Origin of the sequence: Vibrio sp. 10N.286.46.A8, from assembly GCF_041470165.1 — a bacterium.
Classification (GTDB): domain Bacteria; phylum Pseudomonadota; class Gammaproteobacteria; order Enterobacterales; family Vibrionaceae; genus Vibrio; species Vibrio tasmaniensis_A.
In genome coordinates, this window is sequence record NZ_JBFRLX010000196.1 from 1 (window position 1) to 18034 (window position 18034).

18 protein-coding genes and 1 pseudogene are annotated in these 18034 nt (G+C 44.1%); 10 read left to right on the forward strand and 9 right to left on the reverse strand.

Annotation, left to right across the window (positions count from 1 at the left end; genetic code table 11):
* The 3 genes and pseudogenes from AB4232_RS18120 to AB4232_RS18130 form a co-directional block, all read left to right on the forward strand.
* Positions 1 to 369, forward strand: a pseudogene (locus AB4232_RS18120) (DNA-3-methyladenine glycosylase I); the annotation flags it as partial.
* A gap of 257 nt (positions 370 to 626) precedes the next feature.
* Positions 627 to 1508, forward strand: a complete 882-nt coding sequence (locus tag AB4232_RS18125; protein WP_372087684.1) for an AEC family transporter — start codon at positions 627 to 629, stop codon at positions 1506 to 1508.
* 446 nt (positions 1509 to 1954) lie between these two features.
* On the forward strand, positions 1955 to 2386 hold the full coding sequence (locus AB4232_RS18130; protein ID WP_240798038.1) for a hypothetical protein: 432 nt from the start codon (positions 1955 to 1957) through the stop codon (positions 2384 to 2386).
* 199 nt (positions 2387 to 2585) lie between these two features.
* Here AB4232_RS18130 and AB4232_RS18135 read toward each other — a convergent pair whose 3' ends face one another.
* The 3 genes from AB4232_RS18135 to AB4232_RS18145 form a co-directional block, all read right to left on the reverse strand.
* Entirely contained in the window at positions 2586 to 3104 is a 519-nt protein-coding gene (locus AB4232_RS18135) for a hypothetical protein (RefSeq protein ID WP_029224076.1), read from the reverse strand.
* Between the two features lie 345 nt (positions 3105 to 3449).
* Positions 3450 to 3851 carry a hypothetical protein gene (locus tag AB4232_RS18140; RefSeq protein ID WP_372087685.1) on the reverse strand — a complete coding sequence of 134 codons (402 nt, stop codon included), beginning with the start codon at positions 3849 to 3851 and terminating at the stop codon, positions 3450 to 3452.
* 28 nt (positions 3852 to 3879) lie between these two features.
* Positions 3880 to 4362: a MarR family winged helix-turn-helix transcriptional regulator gene (locus AB4232_RS18145; RefSeq protein ID WP_372087686.1), complete on the reverse strand. Its 483-nt coding sequence runs from the start codon at positions 4360 to 4362 to the stop codon at positions 3880 to 3882.
* Positions 4363 to 4487: 125 nt separating this feature from the next.
* Here AB4232_RS18145 and AB4232_RS18150 point away from each other — a divergent pair, with 125 nt between their 5' ends.
* Entirely contained in the window at positions 4488 to 5381 is an 894-nt protein-coding gene (locus AB4232_RS18150; RefSeq protein WP_012601156.1) for a DMT family transporter, read from the forward strand.
* A gap of 95 nt (positions 5382 to 5476) precedes the next feature.
* On the opposite strand, the gene AB4232_RS18155 is transcribed toward AB4232_RS18150, so the two are convergent.
* A complete protein-coding gene (locus AB4232_RS18155; RefSeq protein WP_009846179.1) occupies positions 5477 to 6760 on the reverse strand; it encodes an MFS transporter in 1284 nt (427 codons plus the stop codon).
* A 91-nt stretch (positions 6761 to 6851) separates the two neighbouring features.
* On the opposite strand from AB4232_RS18155, the gene AB4232_RS18160 reads away from it, so the two are divergent.
* Positions 6852 to 8588 (forward strand): ABC transporter substrate-binding protein, encoded by a 1737-nt coding sequence (locus AB4232_RS18160; protein WP_017099132.1) that lies wholly within the window; start codon positions 6852 to 6854, stop codon positions 8586 to 8588.
* 108 nt (positions 8589 to 8696) lie between these two features.
* Here the strand turns inward: AB4232_RS18160 and AB4232_RS18165 are convergent, their stop codons facing one another.
* Positions 8697 to 9092 carry a RidA family protein gene (locus AB4232_RS18165; protein WP_372087687.1) on the reverse strand — a complete coding sequence of 132 codons (396 nt, stop codon included), beginning with the start codon at positions 9090 to 9092 and terminating at the stop codon, positions 8697 to 8699.
* Positions 9092 to 9400: an antibiotic biosynthesis monooxygenase family protein gene (locus AB4232_RS18170; protein ID WP_372087688.1), complete on the reverse strand. Its 309-nt coding sequence runs from the start codon at positions 9398 to 9400 to the stop codon at positions 9092 to 9094. The genes AB4232_RS18165 and AB4232_RS18170 overlap by 1 nt, the downstream gene beginning before the upstream one ends.
* A 114-nt stretch (positions 9401 to 9514) precedes the next feature.
* Between AB4232_RS18170 and AB4232_RS18175 the strand changes: the two genes are divergently transcribed.
* The 4 genes from AB4232_RS18175 (at position 9515) to AB4232_RS18190 (ending at position 14152) form a co-directional block, all read left to right on the forward strand.
* Positions 9515 to 10417 (forward strand): LysR family transcriptional regulator, encoded by a 903-nt coding sequence (locus AB4232_RS18175; protein ID WP_054546176.1) that lies wholly within the window; start codon positions 9515 to 9517, stop codon positions 10415 to 10417.
* A gap of 264 nt (positions 10418 to 10681) precedes the next feature.
* Positions 10682 to 11599, forward strand: a complete 918-nt coding sequence (locus AB4232_RS18180) for a DMT family transporter (protein ID WP_372087689.1) — start codon at positions 10682 to 10684, stop codon at positions 11597 to 11599.
* A 262-nt stretch (positions 11600 to 11861) separates the two neighbouring features.
* Positions 11862 to 12704, forward strand: coding sequence for a helix-turn-helix domain-containing protein (locus AB4232_RS18185; RefSeq protein ID WP_372087690.1), 843 nt, complete (start codon positions 11862 to 11864; stop codon positions 12702 to 12704).
* 101 nt (positions 12705 to 12805) lie between these two features.
* On the forward strand, positions 12806 to 14152 hold the full coding sequence (locus tag AB4232_RS18190; protein WP_012601163.1) for an MATE family efflux transporter: 1347 nt from the start codon (positions 12806 to 12808) through the stop codon (positions 14150 to 14152).
* Between the two features lie 102 nt (positions 14153 to 14254).
* On the opposite strand, the gene AB4232_RS18195 is transcribed toward AB4232_RS18190, so the two are convergent.
* From AB4232_RS18195 to AB4232_RS18205, 3 genes are read right to left on the reverse strand one after another with little or no spacing between them, the layout of a single operon-like run.
* Complete coding sequence (locus tag AB4232_RS18195; protein WP_009846171.1) at positions 14255 to 15436, reverse strand: MFS transporter; 1182 nt, start codon at positions 15434 to 15436, stop codon at positions 14255 to 14257.
* Positions 15426 to 16601 (reverse strand): phosphotransferase, encoded by a 1176-nt coding sequence (locus AB4232_RS18200; protein ID WP_372087691.1) that lies wholly within the window; start codon positions 16599 to 16601, stop codon positions 15426 to 15428. Before AB4232_RS18200 ends, AB4232_RS18195 begins: the two co-directional genes overlap by 11 nt.
* A gap of 10 nt (positions 16602 to 16611) precedes the next feature.
* Positions 16612 to 16896 carry a GNAT family N-acetyltransferase gene (locus tag AB4232_RS18205; RefSeq protein WP_009846169.1) on the reverse strand — a complete coding sequence of 95 codons (285 nt, stop codon included), beginning with the start codon at positions 16894 to 16896 and terminating at the stop codon, positions 16612 to 16614.
* 315 nt (positions 16897 to 17211) lie between these two features.
* On the opposite strand from AB4232_RS18205, the gene AB4232_RS18210 reads away from it, so the two are divergent.
* Positions 17212 to 17958, forward strand: a complete 747-nt coding sequence (locus tag AB4232_RS18210; RefSeq protein ID WP_009846168.1) for a flagellar brake protein — start codon at positions 17212 to 17214, stop codon at positions 17956 to 17958.
* Positions 17959 to 18034 lie beyond the last annotated feature (76 nt).

Below are 18034 nucleotides of genomic sequence, written 5' to 3' on the forward strand. Positions count from 1 at the left end.
ACCATCCCTGCCAACGCCACCATGATCCACAATGCCAAGCGTGAAGCCGATTCATTCTCGAAAATGGTTGCCGACTGGCCATCAGAACGTATCACCGAGCTGTGGGGTTACCTGAAAAAACACGGCAAGCGACTAGGTGGTAATACTGGTGCCTACACTCTGCGCCAAATGGGCAAAGACACCTTCATCTTGTCGTCGGATGTTGAAGCGCACCTACGCAGCACAGACGTGGTGGATAGCGGCCGTAACACCAAGCGAGCACAACTGGCAGCGGGTAAAGCCTTCAACGAATGGCAGCAACAGTCAGGTCGTAGCCTGAGCGAAATCAGCCAGATAGTTGCCTACAGCTGTGGTGATAATCGCGTCTAGTAGTCACCATAGTTAATTAAAGAACCCGTCCAGATTTATCTAGCCTTTAAAGACCCGTTGCGGATGCCACTGGTCTTTTTTGTGCCTCATTCAAAGAAATGTAAATTAACCGCTGACAGACAACGATCTTCGGTGACGCCAAGTCATTATGTTGATAGGTTAATGTTTATACATCTCGATTTCATACGTATCTATAGCGCTCTCTAAAACATTCGTTTCTCCGCTAAATGGAGGTACTAAACCTAGAAAGGAATTCTATGTTCGAACAGGTCATCAGCATTCTGTTTCCCGTTTTTGCTTTAGCCAGTGCTGGCTTTGCGGTCGGTCGTTGGCTAAAGCCCGATTTCAAACCGATCAATCGCATCAACATGGATGTGTGCATCCCTGCGCTAGTGTTTGCATCGCTGACCACCATGCCTCTCGACACAGAGCAATTGCCACTCATAACCGCTTCTTTGGTCGCGGTGTTAGTGCCTGCTTTATTGATGATTCCGATCTGTAAGATCTTTAAGCTCAATTTCAAGGCTTGGGCTCCGCCACACATGTTCCGTAATAGTGGCAACCTAGCCATTCCCCTATTCACCTATACCTTTGGCGAGAGCGCACTAGCCCCTGCGGTATTACTATTTGTGGTATCGGCATGTGTCCATATTAGTGTTGGCTTAGCGCTATTGAGCGACGGTAATCCGATCAAACAGATCCTCAAGATGCCAATTTTCTTAGCGGCTGCACTAGCGATGACGCTCAACCTGTCTGGAATTACCGTGTGGAATCCGATCTACGAAGCCACATCACTGCTTGGGCAAGCTGCCGTTCCTATTATGCTGCTGTCGCTGGGTTCACAAATGGTCAACTTGAGGCTGAGCGGATTAAAAGTTGGCTTGTTGTGTACGGCTCAATCGCTGTTTACAGGGGCGATCGCTTTTACCATCATCTATTTCTTTATCCCGCTGCCGACGCTGCACTTACAAATGATGGTACTGTTCACCATGCTGCCACCCGCTGTGATGAACTACCTGTTTGCAGAGAGGTTCAATGTCGAGCCCCCTAAGGTCGCATCTATGGTGTTGTTTGGTAACTTCCTAAGTGTGGTTACCCTACCAATCTTGTTGTCGTTCGCACTGTCTTTATCGAATTAAACACCGATCTAAGGGCAGGCTTGTCATTCGTTACAGTTATAAAAAATGGGCAGATAAACTGCCCATTTTTGTGTTCAGAAAGTTAGGATTAACTATTTCCATAATTGAACCAGAACTTAGAGCTATACAAAAAAAATTAAAATCGTTGTTGGTTATTGCAGTTATGTTTAATATACAATCATCAAGCAAAGGAATGGGTTATCGCCCCCCTATACAGCACAATCAAGATGGACAACAAGAACAGACATTTTCTTTGACTTAACTTTCGAAGAACTTCATCGCTTTGGCGTGACAATAAATAAAGCATGACCAAGCGCTTTACTCCACTATTACTATCTTTTGTAAGTCATATGAAAATTAAAAATGTAATACCTCTACTGCTATGCCTCTTCTCTCATCAAGCTATATCTGCGGCAAATTTCACAACGGACTTTGTAGAACTTGGGATGCAAGCAAAGCCTATGGGGTTAAGCGTGGATGGTGGACGCGACATCAACGATAGCTTGGCGATTTTGGGCGGCCTTAGTACCAACACAGCCGAAGATGAAAGCAACTTTGATGCGTACATCGGCCCTCAAGTTTATGGTCCAATAACTCAAGGGATCGACTTAAATACGCAGCTGCTACTCCATTTCAACAAAAACTCATACGCAGCTGGAGAAACGAAAGCTTATGTCGAATTTAATGCGGGTATTCGAGCGTGGATCACTCAGAGAGTAGAAGCCCATGTGCTTGCGGGTTCTAACGGAGAGCACTCAATCTTTACGTTTGGAGCCAGGTTCCATGCCACAGATAAAGCCGTGTTTGCAGTTGCTTCCAAAAACAACGGTCTTTACGGCCCTCAATTACAACTTTCGGTTAGATATCAATTTAAGTAGCCACCTTTATAAACAACTTTCCGCTACTGTTGGACCCAACATAAAAATAGCGTCAGTAATTCAATACTGACGCTATTTTTTTATCTCTAATTCAGACACATCCTATTAGTTATACGCTTACCTAAAGTTATACGCTTGCCTAGCTATTGAGTTACCCATTGATATAGCGATGAACCGTGAACTACAAACATTCAGTGAACTATGAGCATTTATCCAACTTGAGCTCGGCTGTCACCTTAGTAAGACGTAATGCAATCGCGAAACACACTAAGTAAGGACTCACATACCAAAAGATACTTTCTAGCGGCTGCTTCACCTGAGCTTCTCTGGTTTTTATATATTGGTTTTTCTGCTTTTCATACTGACTCAGCATACCATCCACCCACACCGCATCACTTTCAACTAACGACACGCTAGGCGCAGGAACCGTAAAATCCGATGCATTGGGTAACAAGGTGAAATCGACATCTTTAAACGTAATCGCCGTATTCAAATACCACAAACACGCGTCGTGGTACTGAGCGTAATTATCTAAAGATGGCTGACCTGTACAGGTATCACTTCTCAGCTTATCCAAAGAGAACTGCTGAACAGATTCTAAAATCGCCACCGCTCTGGTTTGTTCGGTTTCAACCCAATCACCCGCCACCTTCGCTCGAATCTCAGACACGGCACCAAGCATTCCGATACCCGCTAAAAACGGCCATAAATAATCCATACGCTTCCATTTTCGCCGACTCAGGTTGAATCCACACCAAATTGGAATATGTAAGAGGAGCGTTAGTCCAAGTGACAGCAGAACGAAGTTCAAGGAGCTAGAGAGCATGAGCTCGCTATCGAAAAAGTTCTTCATAATGAGAAGCTTGCCTGTATAACCAAGAGAAATTTGATACTAGGTTCGATATAAGAAAAGTGTGTAAGAGGAAAGTAAAAACAGCACTAAGAATTGGTGTTAACGCTGTTTATTTGGGCCTATAACCACCGATGGCAGGGCTTAACCACTCGTTACTCAGAAATGGCTAAGTTGTTCAGTTGTTCACGATACACAAGATGCTAAAGGCTCTTACGCGCCAGACTTGAGGTAGATACCTACTTCTCTTAGCTGTGCTTTAATGTCTAACATTTGGATGTGAGATAGCACTAATTGGATCAAATTGAATATTGCTCCAGCAAACATCAAACCCGCGACATAACCAGACCATGCTTGGTGATCAACTTGATACAGAGTATTGAACGAAAGAACGAAGAAGATGAGACTGGAAAAACCAATAGCATACTCATTACAGTTGTAGACGTATGAATTCGTCGCGTAATCGTATTTGATTTTTACCTTTCCACCCGCTCTGCCTAGCTTAAGATTAAGAACATTTCCGCTAACCTCATATTCCAATCCATTAATTAATACAACGCGCTCTACTTTCTCAAGCATATCTGTTTTTTCCGTATTATTTTGAATACTGTCCATAGTCGTACCCTACTCAGTCACCTAAAAATTATTCGTAAGCACTCAACCATGCTTTTAGAAGTTGGTTAGTGTTCTTCTTCTGGCTCGCAGACAATGACTTAACCAATTTTTTCTGCATTTCGACATGTTCAGTCATCATTTGGTCGATCAGAATAAGACCATCTTTGGTTAGCTGAACACTCACGCTGCGTCTGTCTTCTTTGCTGTGCTCACGACGGATCAGCCCTTTAGCTTCTAGTTTACCAAGGCGATTGGTCATTGCGCCTGATGTCAGCATCATCGATCCGATCAGTTCTGATGGCGTCAGTTGATAAGGCTTCCCAGAACGTCGCAACGTTGCCAACACATCAAACTCACCAAGTTTCATGTCGTAATTTTTATGCAGATCGGCAACTTGCGTCTCCATATACTTGGCAATACGCATAATCCGGCCCATCATTGCCATTGGCTCAGTTTCTAACTCAGGCTTTTCCTTTGCCCATTGCTCTACTACGCGGTCGATAGCATCCATTTGCGATCTCGCTCCGTTATTAGTCTTGTTTACCTCAAACTAGTTTAACATAAAGATACTTTACAACCATATGATCTAGGTATACAGTTCATACAACTAATTATCTTAATATAAAGATATTTCATATGAACATATTATTAGCAATGATTCCCGCGTTCTTTTGGGGAACAACCTATGCTGTGACGCAATTTACGCTACAGGAATGGCCCCCCTTATTATTGGGAGCTTTGCGTGCGTTGCCTGCTGGTTTGTTATTGCTAGTAGTAAAACCGACACTGCCTCAAAAAGGCGAATGGCAGATCATTTTCACATTGGGTCTTATCAATATCGCGACCTTCTTTAGCTTAATTTTCGTGATGGCGTTGACGTTGCCTTCGGCAATCTCCGGTGTAGGTATGATCTCTGTGCCAGTGTTTGCGATGATCTTCCATTGGGTAGTAAAGAAACAGCGTCCGCAATTGATTCAAGCCTTGTCTGGTGTTGGATTAATCACATTGGCGTGGATACTGTTTAATCCAAGTCAAATCGTATTAAACCCAATAGGTTTAGGCGCCATGTTCGCTGCAATCATGTGTATCGTTATCGGCAGCAGCATTACCAAGTCACTGGGTAGTCGCATGCATTGGTGGAAGGTATTAACGTGGCAACTGATTCTAGGCGGTACGATTTTATCTGTCGCGTCTGGCGTTCACGCATTCATCGACCCGCAGCCTTATGTTAACGCTGTCACTCATTTCGATACTCGTAATGCTATGGGACTCATGTGGGTGATTGGCCTAAACACAGCGCTGGGTTACGGCATGTATGTGTGGTTACTGCAACGTATGTCCGTAGTTGATTTCACCTTCGGTGGCATCGCAAACCCAGTGGCTGGCATCGTGACAGGCATGGTGTTAATGGGTGAATCATTCACTGCAGTCCAGTATTCGCTAATGACCGGCATGATAGTGATGTCGCTGCTACCACAACTTATTCTGGCAGTAAGACAGTCCAAACAAGTTAAGCCTGTTACGCAGTAGACGCAGCCTCTTAAACGTATTGCTCAAAAACGCGCCTCATTGAGGGCGCGTTTTTTGTTGGTGGCTAGACTCTCAAAGAACCAAAGAGTCGCGCTCTACTCAATATGTCGGACTTTGGTCATCAGCAGAGCTAAAGCGGTAAATAATTGAATAATGAAGCAGAGCACAAAAATATTTGGCACGTCGAATACTGTTACCAAATAACCGGAAGCCGCTAACCCAAAGGGCATCAATAATTTAAATAAAGATCCCGTAATGCCTGCAACTCGGCCTAAATGTTGCTCATCGAAAGCTTCTTGCCGGTAACTCCAGATGCAAATACTGCTGTACACGCCAATCGCACTCACCCACATAAACGCGCCCATTAATACCCATTTACCATCAAGACTAAACAGCCCATCACCAACAAAAGATGACATTAAAAGTCCGCTAGCTTGGTCGCCGTCTATGAATAATACAGGAATAATAAAACCGACCGCTTCAAGTGCAATAGAGACCATAAGTAAAACACCTAAGCCGATGCGTTGACGAACTTTGTCAGCAGTAAACGAACCTAACAGCCCTCCGATTCCAGATGCTGCAATCAGGTAGCCCACCTCCATATGGTTTAAAGCCAGCTCTGCTTTTGCAAAGTAGATAGCTTGAATCCAAAATACCGCTCCCGTGGTATTTATCACCATCACTGCTAAGGTAATGTGCCACATGTTCTTGTTCGCATACAAGATCAGCCAACCCTCTTTCAGTGCGCTAATCACCGACTGATGAGCAACGGGCATAGCCGGCTTGAATTCCAATTTATTGAGCTGCCAAAACGCTAGCACATACATCACTGCAATAAGTAAAAACACATTATGTAACGCGGATAACAGAAGCAGACCACCAGACAAAACCGGGCCGACCGTTTCTAGCAAACTGTACAAAGAGCTCATTCTTGCGATGGCGGTATTTTGCATGTACTGAGGTAAAACGTTTTTCATCATCCCGATACGTGCATTGTGATAACCATAGTTAAACGCCATCATCAGGAATGCACACGGAAACAAAGCATATAGAGGGTTGGAAAGCCAACGCACTGCAATATATGAGATAACCAACACCAGCACTTGTCCGAGCAACATGCATTGTGACCAATGCTTTTTATTAAACTTATCAACCCATACACCGATGAACAGCGCTAAGAGTAGATTGGGCAAAAACTCGACCGCTCTCATCCACCCCATCATCTCTGAAGACTGTGTTAACTCGTACACCAACAAGGGCAGAGCAAGGTCATAAATCTTGGTTCCAAATGCAACGAAGAACGCCGTCGAAAACAACACAATAAAGCTCGAGCTTTTCCAAATAGAGGACGTAGCCTCTTCTTTATTTACACCTTCCATTTTTCATTCCTTTTAAAAACAATCGAATAACCCTATTATCGAGATTAAAAGATGAAGAAAAATAGAAAGATTCAGCAAGGATTTCACCTTTATGCATTACTGGAAGGCACTGGCATTTTTACGTTCTCGGGTACTCATTAACCAACCAACTCAACTTTCGCTTACAGAAATTACTGAAGCTCTAGGTTGTACCAAACGCAACGCTCAACTGATTATCAAAAAGCTAGTAAACGAAGGCTGGATTGATTGGAAGTCAGGCGTTGGACGGGGCAACCTACCCACACTCACTCTACTCAAAAACGTGAACCATGAGTTGGAACTGAGGATTGATGAATTACTATCGGAAAACAAGGTCGACCAAGCTTTAGAGCTTATTGAAGAGTCGCAACGCGATCAGTTCCTGCTTGGTTATATCAGCCGCTATCAGAGCTTGCCGACTACGCTCGATATTCTGCAAATCCCTTTCTATAGAGGCACACATAGCCTAGACCCGATTGAAGTGACACGACGCACTGAAGCACACATCACCCGTTACCTGTTCAGTAACTTACTGCGTTTCAACACGCGTACTCACTCGTTTGAAGGTGATCTTGCAATTGACTGGTCCCAAGATGAAAATCGTTGGTATTTCACTTTGCGAAAAGGCTTAGTGTTTCATGACGGCTCATCGATTCTAGCGCAAGACATCAAAGCGCACTTTCTACGCCTGATCAGCAGCAGCCATCACAATAGTCAGCAATTTAAATGCATCTCTACCATTACGGTTATCGATCCGCTTCACCTCTGTTTTGCTATCAATGCCAACGCAGGCTACCTTCCATCGCTACTATCGAGCTCTGCCGCAGGTATTGCCAAGAAAGTAGGAGAACAAATCATTGGAAGTGGCAGCTTTAAACTAGTGGAACAGTCAGAGTGGCTAACCAGACTCGAAGCTTTCAAGGCCTACTATGGGCACCGACCTTGGGTAGACGGCATTGAGATTTGGAATGTTGGCGATAAAGCCAAAGACTATGAAATGCACTGCGACATTGTTCACTCACATCCGCACTATCAACAATCGTTATTACAGAACGAGCTAGCAGAGATAGAGCAGTGGGAGAAAGGCTGCGAGTACGCCTTGCTCAACTCACATCGCCACCCTTGGCTCGCAGAACCACAACACCTTAGGTCACTGAATGATTTACTGCGTTTACTTGGTGTCGCGAAAGACATTCCTCTGAATACTGTCGGCTACGCATATGGAATGCTGTCGACGTCTAGTCAGCCATCGAAATCTAAGCTAGTGACGGCGAATGACAAAGACGCATTAAAAGTGGCTCGACAATTCGCAGATAAACTAAACAAGCCTAAACAACCGATAAAAATCCTAACCTATCAGCTGTTTGATCACATAAAAATGGCTCGCCACTATTGTGAACAACTTAATGAACTTGGTTTTAGCTGCGAATATCAGGTGCTCGAATTTCCAGATTTTTGCCAACAAAGCAACCTACAAAATGCGGATATATTGATCAGTGGTGAAGTGTTTTCAGACAATCTCGACAGCAGCTGGATGGGATGGCTACAAAGTTCTATTGCCTTAGAGGTTTGTTTAACTGACGAGCAAAAACAGTGGCGTAACAAAAGCCTTGAACAGCTATGGGTTCTCAATGACTACCACCAGCGACAATCGGCCTTTCTAGAGCTTGAGGCACAATTAATAGAGTTCGGTGTTTATAGACCGATTTTCCACGTAAAACAGCAACTCAATTATGCTAAAACAGTTAATCCAGTTGAGCAGCTGGCGAATGGTTGGATCGATTTCAACCAAATCACCATGCGTCGCTGAGTAGCAATATTTCTAGATAAGAAATCACCCCTTTATAGTCTGATTAAATAAAGGGGCTTTTTGCTTCATATCATGTCTTTCGTATCAATTGAGCATACAGCGATCGACTTAAATCAGTTTCGCCGCTTCGGCCTCAATTTCAACTTTCCATCGCTCGTCAAAGAGCCCTTGTACAAACAGTAATGTTGTTGGGAGACCACCAACATCGAAAGGCAATCGCTGCTTTGCGGCTTGATAATCAGACATATCATTCCGGTTAACTAAGTACAGCCTTACACTGATTAAATCTTCGATATCCATTTGGTTTGCCTGAAGCACACCTCTCAGATTTTTCCAAGCCAGTACAATCTGTTGTTCCGCACCTTCAGCCACCATCCCTTCGCGATCAATCCCTAGTTGCCCAGCGATGTGCAATCGCGTTGAACCTGCGGGGATCAAAGCACATTGATGATAATTAGCGGCCGGAGCGGGTACTGAAGAAGGGCTCCATATCTTATTCATCATTACGCCTCAGAGGCTGTGACGATTTTTGACATGACGGTGATAATTGGCATATCCGTAAGCATCGCGCCTAAACGGTCAAAATCACCAATATCTTTGCGCCAAGCAATGTATTCATTAAAGTGAGCGGTACTTTCCCATTCTTCACATAAAACCAAGGCATTTTCTGCCAAATCTTTTTGATAAAGCTCCGCAGAAAGGTTGCCGTTAAAAGTACGAGTATCTGGCAATATTTCGTTAAAAAACGCCCCGATCTCTGCCGTTTTATCTTCAGTATGGCTCAAGGTAAATTGCACTAAAATAGTCATCATTCTCTCCGTTTTCTTATTTCGTTAAGGTACGAGGAGAATCTTACTTGTTTGTTAAAATAGATAAATACAGTAATATTTGAAACATAGTTCGATTTAATAAGACAATAAACCACCATGAAAAACGAATTGCATCGCATGCAAGTGTTCGCCCAAATTGTAGAATCGGGCTCCATAACGAAAGCAGCTGATAAGCTAGATCTCTCAAAGTCTGTCGTTAGCCATCACTTACAAGGGCTTGAGCAACACCTTGGTGTGAAATTACTCACTCGAACAACACGTCGCCAATCCTTAACCGACGCTGGACAACGTTTTTATCAACGATGCTTAGAAATGCGAAAATTAATGTCGCTTGCGGAAGAAGAAGTGCGCGAGTCCTGTTCTGATTTTGCAGGCACTATCACCATCACATCCCCACACACATTGATGACACATCTTATTGGACCTGCAATGTGTGAGTTTATGAAAAGCCACCCTCGTATCGAGCCTCAACTATTGGCCAACGATATGCGCGTAGATCTTATCGAGAAATACATAGACCTGTCGGTCACTGTTGGGGCTCTTCCTGATTCAACGTCTCGTGCAATTAAGCTCGGAGAGCTTCATCAGGTACTGTGTTGTCACCCAGATTATCTTACTAAGGCGCAAATACCGCAGCCAATCACGCCAAGTGACCTCTCCCAATATGACTACATTGCCAATCAGTGGGAAGGAATCAACAGCCAAAGAAGCTTTGAAATTAATAAGGGCAAAGTAAGCACGTATCAATTCAGGGCAAGTCGAATCGGAGATAGCGTTCCGACCATCCGCATGATGGCCTTAAATGGGTTAGGGATTGCCTGTTTACCTAAACAAGCAATTGAAGAAGACCTGAAAAAAGGGACATTGGTAAACATCTTGCCCAAAGATCAAGTTCTTAAAGCCTCTTTCTATGTCGTACATAATTATGGGTTACAGGTGCCGGCCAGAATTCGCGCCTTTATTGAACACCTAAAACAACACGCTGAATCTTATTCTTAATATCTTTCAACCAAATTGCCATGCGCCGCTAAACTGGCGATTTATCGACCAAAATTAAACCTCACAAAGAATAATGACTTTACTTAAGCTCTCTAAATGAAATAATTTTCTTCAAAATAACTACATTAGAGATTTAATTTCCATAATAAACTCAAATTAGAGATAAAAAGGCAAAACTTTTCTCCGACTACCTTTCTATACTGTGCCACGTCATTAAGGCGCCACAAGCCTATGATTTAAAATAATTATTAATGAGTAGTCACCATGAATTCGAAGTCGCTAACTATCTTGCTTTTTGTCTCTGTTTGCTTAATTTGGGGAACCACTTGGTTCGCTATGGAAGTGGCATTGCATTCTATCCCACCTATTTTTGCCACTGCGTTACGCTTTTTACTTGCAGCACCTCTGCTTGCGGTATTAGCAAAAGTCTTCAACCAACCTTTGCTTTTCCCTAAAGGTAAACGTCAATGGCTGCTTATTGTGGCACTGATGTATTTTGCTATTCCGTTCACTTTGATGATCTATGGTGAGCAATACATCTCTTCTGGTCTAGCGTCGATCATCTTCGCCAACATGCCAGTCGCTGTCATGCTGATGTCGGGTTTATTCTTAGGTCTACGATTGGCGAAACATCAAATCTTTGGTTTGGTCACAGCTGTTGTGAGCCTATGTTTAATCCTTGGCAATGAAATGCAAATGGGTGGTGATGACTACCTTATTGGCACGGTTTGCTTAGGCCTTGCTGTTGCCATTCACGCAGTGATGTATGTTTTAGTTCAAAAGCACTGTAAAGGCATCGAAGTACTTACCTACAACGCCGTTCCGAGCTTAATTGCTTCTCTATTCTTGTTCGCAGTTTCAGCGATGGGTGAAAGCGTTAATGTTGAGTCCTTCACTTGGGATTCAATCTCAGCAGTCGTGTACCTAGGTTTTGTGGCGAGTGTTGGCGGCATTGTGGCTTACTTTAAATTAGGACAAGTTTCGACGCCTTTCCAAGCATCTATCTGCTTCCTGATTTTCCCAGTGGTTGCGCTACTGATCTCTTGCTACATTAATGGTGAGGTTCTATCTGAACAGTCTCTCCTTATGATGATCCCTCTACTTTGTGGCATTTTGCTGACCAAGGCACCTAAGGGAATCTTCAAGCTGCGTTCAACGCTTAAAACAGCAAGTAGCAACTAGGCTAATAATCTGTATATATAACCCTAGGGCTCGCAATGAGTCTCTAGGGTTTTATTTAGTTACCACTCCGACTTAAAATTCTCTCTCACGTCCTCCTCATATACTTCAACCAGTTCCAACGCGCCGCAGGTTCACTGCTCATATCAAATAGCCAATAACGCATCAATCGAATGACTTAAAAGTCACTATCGACTACATTAGAAACGCCGAGAACAACGGCTCTAATCTTAATTGCACCGTCTGTCTTCAACCAAGGAATGTCATGAGAACTCCCATCAAACACATGCGCCTCGTCAAAGGTCAGCCTTGTAGGGTTGAGGAGCTGACTAACAGCGACGACGCGTTCTTAGAACCGCACAGACATGAATACTGGGAGTTGGTTTGGTGCGTGGATAGCTTAGGCAGTCAGAGCATTGATTTTGTAGACTATGACAACAAGGTCGGCCGTATTTTTACCATTGCTCCGGGTCAGGTTCACCGATCTGAACTCGTGGGAGAAAGCGCTCGCTTGCTGGTGTTTACCCCAAGCTTTGTCAAGACCAACTATCGCAACACACAACTGGTCGACACCGTTTTTGCCATGCATCAAAGTCGCCCTCCCTACTTAGATTGCAGTGAAGAAGGCAACCGCTACCTACTGCCTATTTTCACTATGATTAAAGAGGAATGTGCACGAGAAGAGAGCGACTGGGATTTGGTAGAATCCCTCATGAATAGCTTTTTGCGCTACATATTACGTTTCGCAACCCAATCATCATTGAAAGGCGAAGTGCGTGACAGCCGAGTAAACCAAGTAGTCGATTTGATTGAGCAACACTACACCACCCACAAGAGTTGTGAGTTTTATGCGCAAGCACTGTCGATAACTAACAAGCGCATCAATGAGATCGTGAAGGCTGAACGAGGTAAAACGGTCACCCAACTGATCCACGATCGAATCATCTTGGAAGCGAACCGAGAATTGATTTTTTCGACCAAGACAATTAAAACCATCGCCTTTGAACTTGGCTTCGAAGACCCAGCCTATTTCAGCCGTTTTTACCGAGGGCAGATGAAAGAGTCCCCTGCAGAGTTTCGAACTCGATGTGCAGATAGTGCAACATAATAAGCAGATAATCCCTTTTTTGAACCCAGTTAAGTTCGGATAATGCTCCCTCTTTATTTCATCCAATTTGGTTAAATCCAATTTGTTGGGAGCTAACTCCAGTGGCCATCAACCTAAAAACCGATCCAATATCTAAATCCTTTTATCAATACCTTTGGCCAGCGCTAACCGGCATGGTGATCAAGTCTCTTTTCATCATGGGAGATGCTTGGTTCGTCGGACGCGGTGTTGGCCCAGATGGGCTTGGTGCTATCGCGCTAACCATCCCTGCTTTCTCAATATTTACCGCTATCGCGATGATGGTAGGTATTGGCGGCGCGGCTCTTATGTCTATTGAAGTCGGCAAAGGCAATTCGGCGTCGGGTCAAACACTCTTTAGCCAATCAATGCTCAGTACTGCCCTACTTAGTACCATTTCAGTCAGCATCGCTCTGTATTTTCTGGACGACATTATTGCGTTAATGGGCGCTTCTGGATACATGGCTGAACTGACTCACGATTACCTGTCTGTGATGCTGCCATTCTTTGTTTTGTACTCGTTAGCTTGGGTCATGTCGTGCTTTGTTCGTAACGATACCAACCCGAAACTGGCGACTTACGCAATGTCGATAGGTGCCGTGGTCAACCTAGTGTTGGACTACTTCTTTGTCTTGAAATGGGGCTGGGGGATGAAAGGGGCAGCCTACGGTACAGCCATTGCACAAGGTGTCATCGCTTGCATTTTATTAAGCCACTTTGTACGTAAACAAGGCACCTTGGAACTGAGCTTAAAAGGGATTGGTTTTAACAAACTGCCAAGCATTCTAAAAATAGGCACGCCGACTTTCTTCATAGAAGTGACCGCAGCGATGACAATTTTATTGTTCAACTACGTGTTGTTGCATCAGTTTGGTGAGAATCACATTATCGCCTATGGCTTAACCGCAAACATCGGAGTATTTGCGTTGTTTGTAATGGTCGGAATCGCTCAAGCCTGCCAGCCAATCATCAGCTTTAATCATGGTGCTAATCAGCCAAACCGCATCGAAGCAATTTTTCGCTTAGGTTTAAAAAGTGCAATGGGTAGCGGCTTGGTGTTTATGATTATTGTGTACCTGTGTGCGCCTCAAATCGCAGCCCTCTATTTAGGTGATTCGAGTGATTTGATAGGGCTATCTGCAACCGCCTTAACGTTCTTTTTCTTTGCTGTACCACTAATGGGAGTCAACTTGGTGATCGCCAACTTGTTTCAGGCAACGGCGAAGCCTAAGCAAGCGACACTAATCTCTCTTGGTCGTGGTTTTGTCTTCGTCGCATTAGGCATCGTCATCTTACCTAAGCTATTCCCAGAGCAAGGGATTTGGGCAAGTATTCTGTTCGCCGAGACCCTAACCGCGATAGTCAGCCTCAGCATGTTACGCAGCTACAGGAAACGCTTTACAGGCTCTTTAGAAAAGCAGGTGGCCTAGGAAGTAATCCGTTTAAAGCGTAACGCTCCTTGATCATCAAACGGCACATACAAAAAAGTTCCAATATCAATATTGGAGCTTTTTATTAGTCTTTATCCAGAGTTAGCGCCAGCTAAACATTCGCACTTCATTGCCCTCTTCGGGCTTCTTAGGGATGTTTAAAGACAACGCCAAAGATACCGCCGCCATCGCAGCGCCTATGTAGAACACCGTTGCAGGGGACGATAACCAAATCACCCCAAATACGACCGGAATAACAACCGCTGCAATATGGTTGATGGTGAAAGAGACACCTGCGGTTGATGCCATATCGGCAGGATCGGCGATTTTCTGGAAGTAGGTTTTGATCGCTAATGCGAGTGCAAAGAACAGATGGTCGACAACATACAGCGCCGCTGCCCATTCCGCGCTTTGTACCAAACCATAACCGACAAACACACCAATCAAACCAACATACTCGAAGATCAGCGCCTTGCGCTCTCCAACCACACCGATAAATCGACCAATACGTTTTGCGAATAAGAAATTAAACAGGTAATTAATTAAGAACAGTAGCGTTACGTCAGCAGCCGAGTAACCAAACTTCTCTACCATCAGAAAGCCAGCAAATACCGTGAAGATCTGTCTTCTCGCGCCACTCATAAAGGTGAGCGCGTAGTAGAGCCAGTAACGCTTTCTCAGCACCAATTTCTTATTTTGTTGAGTCTTGGTTTGAAACTCAGGAAAACCAAAGGTCATCACCAAAACTAGAATAAATCCAATACCGCCAGTAATGCCGTACACCCAAGCAAAATCGAGTTTCAGCTGTTCTAACATCACCCAGATTGAGCCATAAGTAATTAACGAGGCCAACGCGCCAACAGAGATCATTTTACCCAGCATCTCAGGGGCTTCTTCTTTACTCAGCCATTGGAGTGACAAAGACTGCTTGAGCGTTTCAAAATAGTGAAAACCCGTCGACATCAAAATGGTGGTCAGCAGTAGGCCAGTGAGTGAAGGAAACAAACCGGTAATCGCCGTACCGACAGTGAGCATCGCCAGCGATATCAACATGAAGCGTTGTTCGCGAATGAACGCCAACACAAACACCACGGTAAAAGCCAAGAAGCCAGGGATCTCACGAACACTTTGCAATAAACCAATATCCGCACCATCAAAGTTCGCTTTCTCAATAACGAAGTTATTCAGCAGCGCCATCCAGCTCGAAAACGCGATAGGGACAACAATCGAAATCAGTAATAAGAAGTTTTGCGGCGTTTTCCAGCTCGCGGTTTTATCGAACATTGACGGACTCCTGTTCGTCTAATTGGTTAAGCACTCGTAAGGTTAGTTGCTCGGTATACGGGTTGATCTTCCAATGCTCAGGGCTCCAACCTTTAACAAAACGTTGAAAATCAGCCCATGCCACGTAAAACATTGGTCGCCACGCGGCTTCAACATCATCGAAAGAAAGTTGTGGTTGATAGTGCGTGAGTGCCGCTTTCAAGTATCGAAAGTAAGCCTCCAAGATCTCTGCTTCAAGCTGCGCGCAATCTTGCGGCCTAACCGCGCTGCTCATGAACAAGGCCACATCTTTCATCGCACAACCACGCCCAACGTATTGGAAATCAACGGCAGCAGCGCGCTCACTTTCTAAATCAAAGCAGAAGTTGGCGAGCTTGGCGTCACCATGTACCAAGGTTTGATATGGGCACGTCCTTAATAGATTATCAATGTGCTGCGCTTGGCTCTTAAGCGGTAAATCAGCCAATGCGTTTAACTCGTCAGGCCGCGTGTCTAAATGCCAATATGTACCGACTTGCCACAATGAAGCTGAATGTTCTTGGTCTACATTGATGTGCTTTGCGTGAAAGTTAGCGAGCCATTTAAGGCAAGCATCGCGTTGGTTTTGCTCTTCGAGTGTGTAACCAGACGCCAGATCAGGCTGAGTATCTTGGATTGCTAAATCATCAAAAGCAGCAAGCACATCAAACTGAGAAGTTAATGGAAAACCGATTTCGGCCAAATCTTGCATCACAATCAGCCACTCGTGCTCTTGTAACTCACATTGCAGCCCTACAGGTACAGGGCAACGCTCATCCCACTGTTGGGTAAACGACTGATACCACGCGGTCTCAACTTGGTAAGAGTGCACCTTTCGTTGATGAGAAAGTTTGGTATTCCAACCCTTTGGGTGTTCTGCTTTATCTGGCAATGCGACATGTTTAACAATCACGCTGTTGAATGAAGAACGCCTGTCTTTAGAAAAAATCAAACGAACTAATTCACCATACCCGCCCCATAGGCTTTGAATCACCTGGACATCAACCCCTTGGTGACAATCCAGTGAGGCCGCTATTTTTTGATAAAGCTCATTTTGATAAAACTTTTGTTGATAAAGCTCTGGCTGATTTTGACTTGAATTCGCTATCGGTTGAGCGATATTTTTTGACGATATTGATTGAGACATATACTCGTTGCTATGCTTTATCGGATAGAAGATGAGCCCACTGTGGCTGCCTATTCATATAGTGAATCACATAACTACAAATCGGTACAATTTTAAAACCTGCTTGTTCAATTTCAGGCAGTACCGACTCCATCATCACCTTACCGAAGCCCTTACCTTGAAGCTCATCAGGAATACGTGTCGATGTGATATGTAGTACATCTCCGTCCTTTTGATACTTAACAACCGCGAACTGGTTGGGTTTTAGCTCAACTGTGATCTGGTTCGCTTCTTGATCCCATTTTGTTGCGTGCATTCTCAACTCCTGAAAATAATTGATACGACAAACAATAAAAATTTGAAGTATTCATTCCTTGTAATAGACTATCTCAAGCTCATACAAATAGAACTAAGTACTTGCAAACAAAGTAAATAACTCTGTGCCACCGGCTTAATAACGAATTTGTAAAGATAAAGGCACTCTATAAAACCATGCAGGTACATTTAGCTAGCATATGTAATTGCACTTAATTTATGTAATTGCACCTACTAAATCTAGCACGTATTTGCCCCTTATTAGTAAGTTACCAATATAACAAACAGACGCATGTTGGCGCATGGAGAACATATAATGAACGCACCACTGAAGAAGCCTTTGGAGCATAATCAGGCACTTCAAGATCCTCGTAACCGCACCGTTTCTACGTTAAATAGCACCGATGCACTGGCCATGATAGAGCACGGCAGTGAACTGACATTAAATGTATCGACTCCAGTTGGCACTAAGTTTCTCGCCACCACCAAATTTATCGGCACGCACAGTGATAACTGCATTGTGGTTGAGGTTCCCGACGTATCCAACGATGATCTGAGTTTTTTCTTCCAAGAAGGTTTTTGGATGACAGCTCGTGCGTACTCTCTGCGAGGAGAAGGCGCTCTTATCCACTTTAAAAGCCAAATTCACCATAGGATTGGGGATCCCTTCCCTATTCTTGTGCTATCTACACCAAGCTCGATGCAAGTAACCCAACTGCGTAAAGAGACACGCTACGAGGTGAATTTAGCTTCCAGAATCATCTTCAACGATCAACGAGCAAACTGTGAGATTAGAGACTTATCGAAAAGTGGTTGTCGTTTTGTTACTTCACCGACTTCTCGTGCGATTCAAATTGCCGATCGAGTCTCTATTGAAGTTACACCTGAGAACTACAATGGCCCACTAATACCGCCATTGAAAGGCATTATCTGTAATCTCCAAAAATCAACGCACTACGCTCGATACGGGGTAGAATTTGATGATATTGGCCGCTCTAATGCCAAACACTTGTTGGCGAAGCTGAAGTTCGATGGCACCAAGCTCTGTTTGCGAAATAGGTAAAGTCATTTAGCACATTGCTTTCACCGAATACCGTAAGCAGACCAGATACAGACGACTCAATAGCGAGCAAAGTCGC